Annotated in this window: 1 protein-coding gene and 1 pseudogene; both read right to left on the bottom strand. The window is 75.1% G+C overall.

Features of this window, described 5'->3' with window-relative positions:
• Positions 1-96 precede the first annotated feature (96 nt).
• Positions 97-6,684: pseudogene (locus tag ACH4U8_RS42200) on the bottom strand (SDR family NAD(P)-dependent oxidoreductase); the annotation flags it as partial.
• Positions 6,685-6,788: 104 nt separating this feature from the next.
• On the bottom strand, positions 6,789-16,607 hold a 9,819-nt coding region (locus ACH4U8_RS42195; RefSeq protein WP_395783645.1), incomplete at its 5' end, for a type I polyketide synthase.

The following is a 16,607-nucleotide window of genomic DNA, read 5'->3' as shown; positions in this document are numbered from 1 at the left end:
GCTTGAGGTAGCCGACCAGCTTGTGGTTCTCCGGCGTGTCGCTGTCCGGCATCGTGGTGGTCCTTCCTGGACTCGGCGAGGTGGGGCGAACGCGGGTTACGCCAGGCCGAGTTCGCGGTCGATGAAGTCGAGCACCTCGTCCGTGCTCGCCTCCTTGAGCTGCTCCGCGGCGGTCTCCGGCGCATCGGCGGCCGGCATCTTCGCGTTGCGCCAGCCGGTCAGGATCCGGTCGATCCGGGTCGAGATCGCGGCCCGGTCGTACTCGTCCGCCCGTACCCCGGCGAGCCGGGCCTCCAGGCGGTCGAGTTCGTCGAGCACCGCGGGCACCGCCGCGGCGGCCGTGTCGGGGACGAGTTCCTCGAACAGGTGGTCGGCGAGGTCGGCCGGGGTCGGATAGTCGAAGACGAGGGTGGCGGGCAGCCGCAGGTCGGTGGCGGCGTCGAGCCGGTTGCGCAGTTCGACGGCGGTCAGCGAGTCGAAGCCGATCTCGGTGAAGCCGCGTTGCGGATCCACCGCGCCGGCGCCGCCCAGGGCGAGCACGGTGCCCGCGTGGCCGCAGACCAGGTCGACCAGCAGCCGGCGCTGGTCCTCCTCGGCCAGCGCGGCCAGCCGGCGGACCAGGTCGACGGCGGGCTCGGGCCGGGCGGCGGCCTGGGCGGTCCGCCGCCCGGGGCCGCGGACCAGGCCGCGCATCGCCGCGGGCACGGCGGCGGCCCCGGCGTCCCGACGCAGGGCCGCGCCGTCGACGCGGACCGGCAGGATCAGCGGGTGCGGCAGCGCGGCGGCGGCGTCGAACAGGGCCAGGCCCTGGGTCGCGGTCAGCGGCAACATGCCCGAGCGCGCGACCCGGGCCCGGTCGGTCCGGTCCAGGCCGCCGGTGATCTCGCTCGCCTGGTCCCACAGCCCCCACGCGAGCGAGGTCGCGGGCAGGCCGGCCGCCCGGCGGTGCTGGGCGAGCGCGTCGAGGAAGGTGTTGGCCGCCGCGTAGCCGCTCTGCCCCGCGCCGCCGAGCACCCCGGCCGCCGAGGAGTACAGCGCGAACAGGGCCAGGTCGGCGTCGGCGGTCAACCGGTGCAGGTTCATCGCGCCGTCGATCTTGGGGCGCAGCACCCGGCGGAGCCGATCGCCGGTCAGCGACGTGATGACGCCGTCCTCGACCACGCCCGCGGCGTGCACCACCGCGGTCAGCGGGTGGGCCGCGGGCACCCGGGCCAGCACTTCGGCCAGTTGTGCCCGGTCGGCGACGTCGCAGGCGACGATCTCCACGTGCCGGGCGCCCAGTTCGGTCAGTTCCTCGCGCAGCGACAGCGCGCCGGGGGCCTGGTCGCCGGCCCGACTGGTGAGCAGCAGGTGCCGGGCGCCGTGCTCGGTGACCAGGTGCCGGGCGAGCAGTCCGCCGAGGGCGCCGGTGCCGCCGGTGATCAGCACGGTGCCGTCGGGGTCGGGTGCGGCGGGCACGGTGAGCACGATCTTGCCGATGTGCTTGGCCTGGCTCATGTACCGGTACGCGTGCGCCGCCTCGCGGATGTCCCAACTGCGCAGCGGGAGCGGTCGCAGCGCTCCGCTCTCGACGAGTTCGACGATCTCGGTCAGGATCTCGCCGACGCGCTCGGGGTCGGCGTCCACGAACGGCTGATAGCTCACCCCCGGGTACAGCACGGCCGTGTGGCCGGGGTCGCGCAGGTCGGTCTTGCCGATCTCGATCAGTCGGCCACCGGGTGCCAGCAGCCGCAGCGAGGCGTCCACGTAGTCGCGGGCCAGCGAGTTGAGCACCACGTCCACGCCGGCACCACCGCCCGCCCCCGCGAACGCGTCCTCGAAGTCGAGCGAGCGGGAGGAGGCGATATGCGCGTCGTCCAGGCCCAGTTCGCGCAGGGTGTCCCATTTGCCGGGGGAGGCGGTGCCGTACACCTCGGCCCCGAAGTGCCGGGCCAGTTGCACCGCGGCCATGCCCACGCCGCCGGCCGCCGCGTGGATCAGTACCGACTGGCCCGGCTTGAGCCCGGCGAGGTCGAACAGGGCGCGGTAGGCGGTCAGGAAGGCGATCGGCAGGCCGGCCGCCTCGGCGAAGGTCCGGTGCGGTGGGATGCGGACGACGGATCGATGGTCGGCGACCGCGATCGGACCGAGCGAGGCGGGCACCACCCCCATCACCCGGTCGCCGGGCCGCCATTCGCCCGCGGCCGAGCCGACCTCGGTGACCACGCCGGAGCCCTCGGTGCCCATGCCGACCTGCCCGGGCACCATGCCCAGCCCCACCAGCACATCGCGGAAGTTGAGGCCGGAGGCGCGGACCGCGATCCGGATCTCGTGCGGCGCGAGCGGGCGGGCGGCAGGCGGGTACGGCAGCGGCGCGAGCCGGTCCAGGTCGCCCGCCGCGGTGGTGTCCAGCAGCCAGGGTCCGTCCGGGGCGGCGGGCAGCAGCCGATCGGGGTCGGCGCGGACGATCCTGGGAGTCAGCGCGGCGCCGGCGCGCAGGGCCGTCTGCGGCTCGCCGGCGGCGAACGCCGCGCGGACCGCGTCGGGCAGTGCGATGTGCGAGCGGGGGTCGGCGTCGAGGTCGACCAGGAGGAACCGCCCGGGGTGCTCGGCCTGTACCGACCGCAGCAGGCCCCAGACCGGTGCGTGGGCCAGGTCGGTGACGCTCTCCCCGTCGTGCGCCGCGACCGCGCCGCGGGTGAGCACAACCAGGCGGGTGCTGTCCCATCCGGAGTGCGCGAGCCAGCCCTGGACGGTGTGCAACATGCGGTCGACGGCTCGGCCGGCCGCGGTCGGCAGGCCCGCCGCGGCCACCGGGGCGAGCGGGAGCAGCACCACGTCGGGCGCCGGCGACTCCTCGGCGAGCGAGGCGACGTCGGGATACTCGCTCGCGGTGATGCCGGCCTGCGTCAGCCCGGCGATCAGGTCGAAGGGGTCGGGACCGAGGATCGCCCACGGGTCGGTGACCGGCGCCACGGGCTGCTCGGACGGCGTCGGCGCGACCCAGTCGAGCCGGAACAGCGAGCCGTCGCCGGCCGCGTCCGCGGGCCCGGCCGGCCGCATCACCAGTTCGCGGACCGAGAGCACCGGGTTGCCCGAGCCGTCGGCGGCGACCAGTTCGACCGTGTCCGGGCCGGTGACCGACATCCGTACCCGCAGCGCCCGGGCACCGACGGCGTGCACCCGCACCCCGCTCCAGGAGAACACCAGCCGCGCCTGCCCGGTGTCCTGACCGAGCCCGGTCAGGCCGCTGGCGTGCAGGGCGGCGTCGAAGAGTGCGGGGTGGACCAGGAAGTCCGCGGCGTCGGCGCCGTGTTCGTCGGGCAGGGCCACCTCGGCGCAGACCGACCCGGCCAGCCGCCAGGCGGCGCGCAGGCCCCGGAAGGTCGGGCCGTAGCCGAATCCACCGGCCGCGAGGTCCGCGTAGAAGTCGCCCACGTCGACCGGTTCGGCTCCGGGCGGCGGCCAGGCCGCCGAGGGATCGGGTGCGGGATCGGCGTCGTTGTCGGTGTCGGGGGTGAGCACGCCGGCCGCGTGCCGGAACCACTCGGGGTCGTCGTCCCGCGCGCCCGGCTCGGGGTCCGCCGCGTCCTCGGGTCGGGAGTACACCTCCACCCGGCGGCGGCCGTCCTCCTCGGCCGGGCCGACCGTGACCTGGAGTTGCACCGCGGTGTCCGCGGGGATGGCGAGCGGTGCCTCCAGCATGAGTTCGGCCAGGTGCGGGCAACCCGCGCGGTCGCCGGCCTGGACCGCGACCTCCACGAACGCGGTGCCGGGGAAGAGCACGGTGCCGCCCACCGCGTGGTCGGCCAGCCACGGATGGGTGCGCAGGGACAGCCGTCCGGTGAGCACCAGGCCGCCGCCGCCCGCGAGGCGCAGCTCGGCGCCGAGCAGCGGGTGGCCGGTGGCGGCGAGCCCGAGGCCGGCCGCGTCGGGCGCCGGCGCACCGTCGTCGAGCCAGTAGCGCCGGCGCTGGAAGGCGTAGGTGGGCAGGTCGACGCGCCGGGCGCCGGTGCCGGCGAAGAAACGCTCGCCGTCGATCCGGCCGCCGGACAGGTGGATCGCGCCCAGGGCGTGCACCGCGGCGGCCGACTCCGGCCGGCCGCGGCGCAGCGCGGGCACACACACCGCGGTCGCGGCCGGGCGCCGGGCGGCCAGGCAGTCCCGGGCGAGGGCGGTCAGCACACCGTCGGGGCCCAGTTCGATCAGGGCCGTGGCGCCCGCGTCCGCGAGCGCGCCGACGCCGTCGGCGAATCGCACCGTCTCGCGCACGTGTCGGGCCCAGTAGTCGGCGCTGCCGAACTCCGCCGCCTCGATCGGGCGGCCGGTCAGGTTGGAGATCACCGGGACCCGGGCGGGCGAGGCGGCGACGCCGGCGACCACCGCGCGGAACCGGTCGAGCATGCCGTCCATGTCCGCGCTGTGGAAGGCGTGGCTGGTGTGCAGCCGCCGGGTCTTGCGGCCCTGGTCGGCGAAGTGTCGGGCGAGCGCCTGCACCGGCTCGGCCGCGCCGGAGAGCACCGCGGCGGCCGGGCCGTTGACCGCCGCGAGGTCGACGCCGGCGCCGTGTTCGGCGATCGCGGCACGTACCTCCTCCTCGCTCGCGGCGACCGCGATCATCAGGCCCTCGGTGGGGAGTTCCTGCATCAGGGTGGCCCGGGCCGCGACCACGGTCGCCGCGTCGGGCAGCGACCACACGCCGGCGAGGTGTGCGGCGCTCAGTTCGCCGATCGAGTGACCGAGCAGCAGGTCGGGGTGCACCCCCCAGGACTCGTACAGGCGGAACAGGGCGACCTGAAGCGCGAACAGGCCGGTCTGCGCGTAGACGGTCCGCCCCAGCGATTCCTCGGTGCCGGGGTCGTCGGCGGTGAGCACGACCTCGGCCAACGGGCGATCGACGTGGCCGGCCAGGCGGGCGTCGAGTTCGGCGGTCACGGCGTCGAAGGCTTCGGCGAAGACCGGCCAGGCCGCGTACAGTTCCCGACCCATGCCGGGGCGCTGGCTGCCCTGTCCGGTGAACAGGAAGGCCGTCCGGGCGCCCTGGAGAGCCCGGCCGCGCACGGCGTGCGCGGTGTCCTCGCCGAGCGCCAGGGCGTCGAGCCCGGCGAGCAGGTCCTGTGGATCGGTGCCGACCACGACCGCGCGCGAGTCCAGCGCGGCGCGCGAAGTGGCCAGCGAGTAGCCGACGTCGGCGGGTCGGAAGTCGGGCCGGTCCCGCAGGTGCGCGGCGAGCCGGGCGGCCTGGTCGCGCAACGCCTCGTCGGTGCGCGCCCCGAGCACCCAGGGCAGGGCGGGCGGGGCGGCGGCGGTCGTCGACGGCGCACCGTCGGCCGCGGTGCTCGCATCGGCCGCCGGCGCGGGCCGGGGTGCCTCCTCGACGATCACGTGGGCGTTGGTGCCGCTCACCCCGAAGGAGGAGATCCCGGCCCGGCGCGGCCGGCCGTTGCGCGGCCACGGGCCGGAGCGGGTGAGCAGTTCCACTCCTCCGCCGGACCAGTCGACGTGCGGTGTCGGCTCGTCCACGTGCAGCGTCCGCGGCAATACCTCGTGCCGCATCGCCTCGATCATCTTGATCACCCCGGCGACGCCGGCCGCCGCACCGGTGTGGCCGATGTTCGACTTGACCGCGCCCAGTCGCAGCGGTTGCCCGGCGGGCCGGTCCCGGCCGTAGGTGGCCAACAGGGCCTGGGCCTCGATCGGATCGCCGAGGGTGGTGCCGGTGCCGTGCGCCTCGACCGCGTCGACGTCCGCGGCGCTCAGCCGCGCGGAGTCCAGGGCCTGGCGGATCACCCGTTCCTGGGCACGATCGTTGGGCGCGGTCAGGCCGTTGCTGGCGCCGTCCTGGTTGACCGCGCTGCCCCGGACGACGGCGAGCACCGGGCGGCCGGCGGCCAGGGCGTCGCCGAGCCGCTCCAACAGCAGCACGCCCGCGCCCTCGGCCCAGCCGGTGCCGTCGGCCGCGGCGGCGAACGCCTTGCAGCGCCCGTCCGGGGCCAGCCCGCGCTGGCGGCTGAACTCGATGAAGATGCCCGGCGTCGACATCACGGTCACCCCGCCGGCCAGCGCCATCGTGCACTCGCCCCGACGCAGCGCCTGGGCGGCCAGGTGGATCGCGACGAGCGAGGAGGAGCAGGCTGTGTCGATCGTGACGGCCGGCCCCTCCAGACCCAGGGTGTAGGCGATCCGCCCGGAGGCGACGCTGGTCATGCTGCCGGTGCCGAGGTAGCCCTCGACCTCCTGGGGCACGCTGGTGAGCCGCTCGGCGTAGCCCGAGGAGATGGCCCCCGCGAACACGCCGATCGGGCTGCCCTTGAGCGAGGTCGGGTCGACGCCGGCGCGTTCGAACGCCTCCCACGAGGTTTCCAGGAGCAGCCGTTGTTGCGGGTCCATGGCCAGGGCCTCGCGCGCGTTGACGCCGAACAGTTCGGCGTCGAAGTCGGCCGCGCCGTCGAGGAAGCCGCCGCGTCGGGCGTACGTCTTGCCGGACCGCTCGGGGTCCGGGTCGTAGATGCCGTCGACGTCCCAGCCGCGGTCGCGCGGAAAGTCCCCGAGCGCGTCGACGCCGTCGGCGACGAGCTGCCAGAACTCCTCCGGCGTGCGCACGCCGCCGGGATAGCGGCAGGCCATGCCGACCACGGCGATCGGTTCGTACGCGGCGTCCTCGACCTCGCGCAACCGCTGCCGGGTCCGGCCGAGGTCCGCCGTGGCCCTCTTGAGGTAGTCGAGGAGCTTTTCTTCGTTGGTCGACACGCGAGCCCACTTTCGCCGGGTGGCACAGGGAAGCCGGAGGCAGTACGAACAGCGCGGGGTCAGGCGGTGCCCAGCTCCCGGTCGAGCAGGTCGAAGATCTCTTCGGCGGAGGAATCGGCGAGTGCCTCCCCGCCCAGGGCGGGCTCCGGCGCGCCGGACTCGGCCGCATCGCGCCACTTCCACAGCAGCGTCTCCAGCCGCCGGGCGACGGCGGCTCTGGTCTCCCGGTCGGCCGGCAGTCGGGACAGGGCGTTCTCCAGTCGGCCGAAGGCAACCGGCGCCGGACCGGCCTCGGTTGCCGTGTTCGGCCCGAGTTCGGTGTCGAGGTGGGCGGCCAGGGCCGCCGGGGTGGGGTGGCTGAACACGAGGGTCACCGGCAACCGCAGGCCCAGGGTCGCGCCGAGCCGACTGCGCAGTTCGACCGCGGCCATCGAGTCCAGACCCAGGTCGCGCAGCGGCTTGTCGGCGCTCACCGAGCCGGCGGCATGGCCCAGGACGGCCGCGACGTGCTCGACCACCAGATCGCTCAGCACCCGCCGACGGTCCTGGTCACCCAGGGCGGCCAGTCGGCGCAGCAGCGCGGCGCTCTCGGCGGTGCTCTCGGTCTCCGTCCCCGCGCCGTCCTCGGCCGGGCGGGCCGGGCCGAGCCGCAGCAGCGGTACCGATCCGGGCCCGGCGGCCGGGGATTCGACCTCGGTGAGCGCGGCGCGAAGTTGTTCCGCCGAGACGGCGCGCAGCGCGAGCGAACGCACCGTGAAGGCGGCGGCGCCGGTCGCGGTCGCGGCGACCAGGGAAAGGGTGTCGGGTGTGTCGTCGTCGGCCGTCAGGCGCACCCGCAGCGAGGTCGCCCCGGGCGTGTGCACCGCGGCCCCGGACCAGGCGAACGGCATTCGGATCTCCCCGGCGACCTCGGCCTCCCCGGTCGCCGCCGCGCCGACCGCCCGCAGGGCCGCCGTCAACAGTGTCGGGTGCAGCCCGTAGCCGCCGGAGCTCTGCCGCCGGTCCGCGGGCAGCGCGACCTCGGCGTACACGGTCGCGCCGGACTTCCATACCCCGCGCAGTACTTCGTGGCCGGGATCGGCGGAGTCGGCCGGGCCCGGGGGCGGCACGGTCACGGGTTCCGCCCCGGTCGGGGGCCAGACGACCAGGTCGTCCTCGAAGTCCGGCCCGTCGTCCGGGTCCTCGACGACCGGCGCGAGCAGGCCGTCGGCGTGCCGGGTCCAGGAGCCGCCGGCCTCGGGGTCGTCCGGGCCGGAGTGCACGGCCACCGGGTGGCGGCCGTCGGGTCGCGCGGCGCCCACCGACACCTGGATCTGCACGCCGCCGCGCTCGGGCAACGACAGCGGTGCCTGCAGGGTCAGTTCCTCGACCGTGCCGAGGCCGGTGAGCCGGCCCGCGTGCAGGGCGAGTTCGAGGAACACCGCGCCGGGCAACAGCGCCGTGTCCGGGGAGGTGTACTCGGCCAGCCCCGGGTGGGTGCGCCGACCGATGCGCCCGGTGAGCACGATCCCGGCCGCGTCGGCGAGGTCGACCGCCGCGCCCAGGAGCGGGTGGCCGGTGGGGATCAGCCCCAGGCCCTGCGCGTCGGCCGCCCCGCCGGGGGTGCCCTGCAGCCAATACCGCTCGCGCTGGAAGGCGTAGCCGGGCAGGTCGGTCAACCGGGGCTCGTGGTCGGCGAACGCGATCCGCCAGTCGACGCCGACACCGTGCGCGTACGCCCGGGCCAGCGCGCCGGTGAAGCGCTCGGGGCCGCCCTCGCCCCGACGCAGCGTGTCCAGCACCGCGGCCCGCGATCCGGCCGACTCGACGATCTCCAGGATGCCGGTGGTCAGCACCGGGTGGGCGCTGGTCTCGATGAAGGCGTCGTGGCCCTGGTCCAGCAGCGCCCGGACGGCCTCGTCGAAGCGCACGGTCTGCCGCAGGTTGTCGTACCAGTAGTCGGCGTCCAGGGCCGTGGTCTCCAACAGGCCGCCGGTGACCGACGAGTAGAAGGGAATGCTCGCGGCGCGCGGCTCCAGGCCGGCCAGGGCGGCGAGCAGCGGCTCGCGGATGGTCTCGACCTGCGCGGAGTGCGAGGCGTAGTCGACCGGGACGCGGCGCGCCCAGATGTCCTGGGCCGTGCAGCGCTCCAGCAGTTCGGCCAACGCGTCGGGGTCGCCGGAGAGGGTCACCGAGTGCGGGGCGTTGACGGCCGCGAGCGATATGCGGTCGCCGAACGGCGCGGTCAACTCGGCCGCCTCCGCCGGGGACAGGGCCACCGAGGCCATGCCGCCCTTGCCGGACAGGTCCAGGATGGCCTTGCTGCGCAGCGCGACGATCCGCGCGCCGTCCTCCAGCGAGAGCGCGCCCGCGACACACGCCGCGGCGATCTCGCCCTGGGAATGCCCCACCACCGCGGCGGGCCGCACCCCGTACGAACGCCACAACTGGGCCAGCGAGACCATCACCGCCCACAACACCGGTTGCACCACCTCGACCCGCTCCAGCCACGCGTCCGACTCAGAGTTCAGGACCGAGGTCAACGACCAGTCGGTGAACGGCGCAAGCGCCTCCTCGCACGCCCGGATCCGCGCGGCGAACGTGGGTGACGTCGTGAGCAGCCCGCCGGCCATCGCGGCCCACTGCGAACCCTGACCGGGAAAGACGAACACCGGACGGGCTCCAGACTGTGCCAGGCCCACGACCGCGTCGACCCCAGAGCCCCCCGCCGCCAACCCCACAAGGGCGGTGAGCAACCCCTCCCGGTCGGCCGCGGTGACCACGGCCCGGTGTTCCAGTCCGGCCCGGGAGACGACCGACGAGTAGGCCAGGTCGAGCAGCGCGGTGTCGGGCGTCGCCGGCCCGGCCGGGTCCGGTTCGGGCAGCGCCCGGACGTGCTCGGCGAGCCGCGCGGCCTGGTTGCGCAAGGCCCGTTCGGAGTGCCCGGACAACAGGACGGGCAGGGTGCCGGCGGGGCCGCCGGCGGTGCGGAGGTCGTCCGCCGCCACCGGTGCGGCGGGCGGTTGTTCGAGCACCACGTGCGCGTTGGTCCCGCTGATGCCGAAGGCCGAGACGGCCGCGCGGCGCGGCCGACCCAGCTCGGGCCAGGCCCGCCGCGCGGTCAGCAACTCCACGGTGCCGGCCGACCAGTCGACATGCGGGGTCGGCTCGTCCACGTGCAGGGTGGCGGGCAGCACCCCCTCGCGCATCGCCATCACCATCTTGATCACCCCCGCGACACCCGCCGCGGCCGTGGTGTGGCCGATGTTGGACTTGACCGAGCCCAGGTAGAGCGGCACGTCCTCCGGTCGCTCGCGGCCGTAGGTGGCGAGCAGCGCCTGCGCCTCGATCGGGTCGCCCAGCGCGGTCCCGGTCCCGTGTGCCTCGACCGCGTCCACGTCGCGGGCGGTGAGCCGGGCGTCGGCCAGCGCCTGTCGGATGACCCGCTGTTGGGAGGGGCCGTTGGGCGCGGTCAGGCCGTTGCTGGCACCGTCCTGGTTCACCGCGCTGCCGCGCACGACGGCGAGCACCCGATGCCCGTTGCGTTCGGCGTCGGAGAGCCGTTCGACCAGCAACAGGCCGACTCCCTCGGACCATCCGGTGCCGTCCGCAGCGGCGGCGAACGCCTTGCAGCGGCCGTCCGCCGACAGCCCGCGCTGCCGGCTGAACTCCACGAATCCGGTCGGGGTGGCCATCACGGTCACGCCACCGGCCAGCGCCATCGTGCACTCGCCACGCTGCAACGCGCGGCCGGCCAGGTGCAGGGCGACCAACGACGAGGAGCACGCCGTGTCGACGGTGAGCGCGGGGCCCTCCAGGCCGAAGGCGTAGGCGACCCGGCCGGAGATCACGCTGCTGACGCTGCCGGTGAGGGCGTATCCCTCCACGCCCTCCGGGAGGTCCCCGGCGCCGGCGCCGTAGCCGCAGGCCGCGCCTCCGACGAAGACGCCGACCGGGCTGCCCTTGACCGACGTCGGATCGATGCCGGCGTTCTCGAACGTTTCCCAGGACGTCTCCAGGAGCAGCCGCTGCTGCGGATCCATCGCCAGCGCCTCGCGCGGCGAGATGCCGAACAGCGCCGCGTCGAACTCGGCGGCACCGGGCAGGAATCCGCCCTCGCGCGCATAGCTGGTGCCCGGGTGTTCGGGATCGGGGTGGTACAGGGCGTCGAGGTCCCAGCCGCGGTCGGTCGGGAAGTCCGTGACGGCGTCCACGCCTTCGGCGACCAGTCGCCACAGGTCCTCGGCGCCGCCGACCCCGCCGGGGTAGCGGCACGCCATCGCGATGATCGCGATCGGGTCGTCGTCGAGGGCCGTGCCGAGCACGGGATCGACGCCGGTGGGCCGTGCGCCCGCGAGTTCGTCGAGCAGGAAGCCGGCCAGGGCGGTCGGCGTGGGGTAGTCGAAGATCAGCGTGCTGGGCAGTTCCAGTCCGCTGCGCAGCGTCAGTCGGTCGCGCAGCTCGACGGCGGTCAGCGAGTCGAAGCCGAGGTCGCGGAAGGCCCGGTCACCGGAGGGCAGTTCACCGACGGGCAGGGCGAGCACGGCGGCGGCCTCGACCCGGACCAGGTCGAGCAGGATGTGTTCGCGCTCCCCGGGGCCGGCGTCGGCCAGCCGCCGGGCCAACTCCGATTCACCGGCCGGCCCGGCCGCGGCGTCGCCCCGGTCCCGCTCCCGGTCCTGGTCGGCCGCATACGCACGGGCCTCCGGCAGGTCACCCAGCAGCGCGCTGGGACGCAACGCGGTGAAGCGGCGCAGGAAGTGCGGCCAGTCCACGTCCGCGAGCACGGTGCCGGCCTCGGGCCGGGCGACGGCGTGGGCCATCAGCGCGACCGCCGTGCCGGGGTCCATCGCGCGCAGCCCGCGGCGGGCCAGTTGCTCGCCGCTCTCGCCCGCCGCCATCCCGGCACCCGCCCACGGGCCCCAGGCGACCGCCGTCGCGGCGAGGCCCCGGGAGCGACGCCGGCGGGCGAGCGCGTCCAACTGCGCGTTGCCCGCCGCGTAGGCCCCCTGGGCTCCGCTGCCCCACACGCCCGCGATCGAGGAGAACAGCACGAACGCGTCGAGTTCGCGGTCGCCGAACAGCGTGTCCAGGTGCGCGGCGCCGAGCACCTTGCCCTCGGTGATCCGGGCGCAGGCGGCGAGGTCGGTCTCGGCGACGGTCGCGGCCTGGCCGATCCCGGCGGTGTGCACCACGGCCCGGATCGCCGGGCCGTCCGCCTCGACGTCGGCCACCAGTCGGGCGAGCGCGTCGCGGTCGGCGACATCGCAGGCGGCGACGGTGACCCGCGCCCCGAGGGCGGTGAGTTCGTCGGCGAGTTCGCCGGCGCCCGGGGCCTGCGGGCCGCGGCGCCCGGTCAACACCAGGTGTTCGGCGCCCTGCGCGGCGGCCCAGCGGGCCACCTGGGCGCCCAGCCCGCCGGTGCCGCCGGTGATCAGGACGGTACCGGCGGGCACCCAGGCCGCCGCCGGGCCCGAGCGGTCGAACACCGCGCGGCGCAGCCGGGGCACCCAGGCTCCGGTGGTGCGCAGCGCGACCTGGTCCTGCGTACTGCCGGCGGCGACCAGGTGGGCCAACCGGGACCACACCCGCTCGTCGGCGTCCGCGGGCACGTCCACCAACCCGCCCCATGACGTGGGCAGTTCCAGCGCCGCCGCCCGGCCGAAACCCCAGACCTGGGCGGCCTCGGCCGCCGGCGCGGGATCGCCGCCGACGGCCACGGCCGCCTCGGTCACCCACCACGCCGGCGCGCCGCATCCGGCCTCGGCCAGCGCCTGCACCACGGTCACGGTGTCGGCGAACCAGCGGGTCAACGACGGGAATTCGGGGTGCACTCCGGGCTGCCCGGTGAGCAACGACAACACGCCGGCGACCGGGCCGGCCGCACGGATCCGGTCGGCCAACGCCGCACGTTCCGCGTCGGCGTCGGCTTCGGCTTCGGCTTCGGCTTCGGTCAGGAGCAACGTCTCGACCCGCGCCCCGGCTTCGACGAGCGCACGGGCGCACCGCCGGCGCGCGGATGCCGGCCCGTCGTCCGACTCGGCTTCGCCGGTCGGAGCGGCCCCGGCGGTCGGGGCATTCTCGGTGGTCGGGTCGTCCTCGGTGCTCGGGGCGACCCCGTTGCGACCGATCAACAGCCAGGTACCGGTGAGGCGTTGCTCGCCCTCCGGGGTCCACGGGCACCACGTGCTCTCGTAGCTCCAGGCGTGCAACGCGCTGCGTTCGCGCCGAGTGCGCCGCCAGGAGGCGAACGCGGGCAACAACGCGGTGAGCGATCCGCGCCGCGCCTCGTCGCCCAGTTCGAGCACATCGGCCACCCGATCACCGTCGCCCTGCTCGACGGCGGCCCAGAACGCCGGGTCGGCATCGGACTCGGCGGTCCGGGCGGCGACCGGGGCAGCGGTCGGTTCGAGCCAGAAGCGGCGGCGCTGGAAGGCGTAGCCGGGCAGGTCCACGGTCCGCGCCCCGGTACCGGCGAAGAAGGCCGACCAGTTCACCGGGACCCCGGCCTGATGCACGGCGGCCAGCGCGCCGATGAGCGCGGCCGGCCCCGCCCGTTCGGCGCGCTGCATCGGCACCACGGCGGTGTCGGGCGCCGCGGGGAGTGTCTCCCGAGCCATCGCGGTGAGCACGCCGTCGGGTCCCGCTTCCAGGAACGCGGTGACCCCGAGGGCGGCGAGCGTGGCGACTCCGTCGGCGAAGCGCACCGGCTCGCGCACCTGGCGCACCCAGTAGTCCGGGTCGGCGAGTTCGTCGGCCTCGGCGAGCCGCCCGGTCCGATTGCTCACGATCGCGATGGTGGGCTCGGCGAAGGAGACGCCGGCCAGAACGTCCCGGAACTCGGCGAGCATGCCGTCCATCCGCAACGAATGGAACGCATGACTGACGGTGAGACGCCGCGTCTTGCACCCCCGCGCCGCGAAGACGGCCGCCACCGCCAACACCGGTTCCTCGTCGCCGGAAAGCACCACGGACGTCGGCCCGTTCACCGCGGCCACACCCACCGCGGCCGACCCGTCCAGCGCCGCCCGCACCTCGTCCTCGGACGCCTGCACCGCCACCATCGCCCCACCGGCCGGCAACGCCTGCATCAACCGCCCACGCGCCGCCACCACCGCCGCCGCATCCTCCAGCGACCACACCCCCGCCACATGCGCCGCGGCCAACTCACCGATCGAATGCCCCAGCAGAAACCCCGGCCGCACACCCAACGACTCCACCAACCGGAACAGCGCCACCTCCACCGCGAACAACCCGGCCTGCGTGAACACCGTCTCGTCCAACAAACCCTCGGCACCGACCCCGCCGAACACCACATCCCGCACCGAATGCGCGACATGACCCGTCAGTTGCCGGTCCAACTCGAACACCACCGCGTCGAACGCCTCCGCGAACACCGGGTAGGCGTCGTGCAGTTCACGCCCCATGCCGACCCGCTGGCACCCCTGCCCACTGAACAACAAGGCCGTGCGCCCCTCCGCGCGGGCCGGGCCCGTCACCACTCCGGGGGCGCTTTCCCCCCGCCCGAGAGCCTGGAGGCCGTACAGGAGTTCGGCCGGTTCGGCGGCGGCCAACACGGCCCGTTCGGGCAGCGTGGCGCGGGCGGTCGCCAGCGTGTGTGCGACGTCCGGCAACGCGAGGTCGGATCGTGTCCGCAGGAAGGACGCAAGATTGCGCGCTTGTGCGTACAGCGCCTCCGCGGTGTGACCGGAGAGCACCCACGGCAGTACCGCGCCGGGCACCTCGGCCGCCGGCGCCGCGCCGTCCGAGAGCGAGCGCGGGTCCCCGGCCCCGGAGTGCTCGGGGGCGGGGGCCTGTTCCAGGACGACGTGCGCATTGGTGCCACTGATGCCGAACGAGGAGACCGCCGCCCGGCGCGGATGCCCGGTCACGGGCCACGGCGTGGCGTCGGTGAGCAGTCGTACCGAGCCCGCCGCCCAGTCCACGTGCGGGGTCGGATCCGCCGCGTGCAGGGTCGGCGGCAACACGCCCTCGCGCATCGCCTGGACCATCTTGATCACACCCGCCACACCCGCAGCGGCCTGGGTGTGCCCGATGTTCGACTTCACCGAGCCCAGGTGGACCGGGTGTTCCGCGTCGCGGTCCCGACCGTAGGTCGCGATCAGCGCCTGCGCCTCGATCGGGTCGCCGAGCGCGGTGCCCGTCCCGTGCGCCTCGACCGCGTCGACCTCGGCGGCCGACAGGCCGGCAACCGCCAGCGCCTGACGGATGACCCGCTGCTGCGAGGGGCCGTTCGGCGCGGTCAGCCCGTTGCTCGCACCGTCCTGATTCACCGCGGAGCCGCGGACCACGGCGAGGACCCGTCGGCCGTTGCGTACGGCGTCGGACAGGCGTTCGACCACCAGGACCCCGACGCCCTCGGCCGGACCGAAGCCGTCGGCCTCCGCCGAGAACGCCTTGCAACGGCCGTCCGCGGCCAGGCCGCGCTGCCGACTGAACTCGACGAACAGTCCCGGTTCCGACATCACGGTCACCCCGCCGGCCAGGGCCATCGTGCATTCCCCGGCACGCAACGCCTGCACCGCCAGGTGCAGGGCGACGAGCGACGAGGAGCACGCGGTGTCGACGGTGACCGCCGGCCCCTCGAACCCGAAGCTGTAGGCGACCCGGCCGGAGCCGACACTCGGCGTGTTGCCCGTGCCCAGATAGCCCTCCAGTTCCTCCGGGGCGCGGTCCAGCCTGCCCGCGTAGCCCTGCGCGACCAGTCCCGTGTACACCCCGGTCCGGCTGCCGCCGAGGGCGTCGGGCGCGAGGCCGGCGTGTTCGAGGGCTTCCCAGGACGTCTCCAACAGCAGTCGTTGTTGCGGGTCCATCGCGAGCGCCTCGCGGTGGTTGATGCCGAACAGTTCGGCGTCGAACCGGTCCGCGTCGTGCAGGAAGCCGCCGGCCCGGGCGTAACTGGTCCCCGGATGCTCGGGGTTCGAGTGGAACAGGCCGGCCAGGTCCCAGCCGCGGTTGGCGGGGAATTCGGAGATCGCGTCCCCGCCCCGCGCGACCAGGCGCCACAGGTCGTCGGCGGAGCGCACGTCCCCGGGGAAGCGGCAGGCCATGCCGACGATCGCGATCGGGTCGTCGGCGCCGGCCGCCGGCGTCGGGTTCGCCGCAGCGACCACGACCGGCTGCGCGCCGGGCAGTTCGGTACCGAGATGCCGAGCCAGCACGGCCGGCGTGGGGTGGTCGAAGACCAGGGTGGCGGGCAGTCGCAGCCCGGTGTCGGCAGTGAGCCGATTGCGCAGCTCGACCGCGGTCAACGAGTCGAAGCCGAGGTCCTTGAACCCACGATCGGCGGCGACGGCCGTCGGGTCGCCGTGGCCGAGCACCGCGGCGACGTGCGTACGGACCAGTTCCAGCAACACCCGTGTGCGCTCGACCGGGCCCAGGGCCGCGATACGCCGCTGCCAGGCCGACCCGTCCGGGTCCCCTTCGCCCACCGCGACCCGTCGGGCCGGGCCGCGCACCAGGCCGCCGAACACGCCCGGCAGGGCGCCCGTCCCGGCGAGGGTGCGCAGCGCGGCCGAATCCAGCCGCAGCGGCACCAGCAGCGCGTGCGGCAGCGCCCGGCCGGCGTCGAAGAGCCGCAGGCCGAGATCGGCGGAGAAGGGCAGGATCCCGCCGCGCGCCATCCGGTTCAGGTCCTCCCGACCGAGATGGCCGGTCATCCCGGTGGCCTGTCCCCACAACCCCCAGGCCAGCGAGGTACCCGACCGGCCGACGGCCTGCCGGTGGGTCGCGAGTGCATCCAGGAAGGCGTTCGCCGCCGCGTAGTTGGCCTGGGCCGGTCCACCGAGCACACCGGCGATGGAGGAGAAGAGTACGAAGGCGGAGAGGTCGTGGCCGGCGGTCAGTTCGTGCAGGTTGATCGCACCGTCGACCTTGGA

This window comes from Embleya sp. NPDC020886 (assembly GCF_044333915.1).
Lineage (GTDB): Bacteria > Actinomycetota > Actinomycetes > Streptomycetales > Streptomycetaceae > Embleya.
This window is presented reverse-complemented; position numbering and strand designations above follow the sequence as displayed.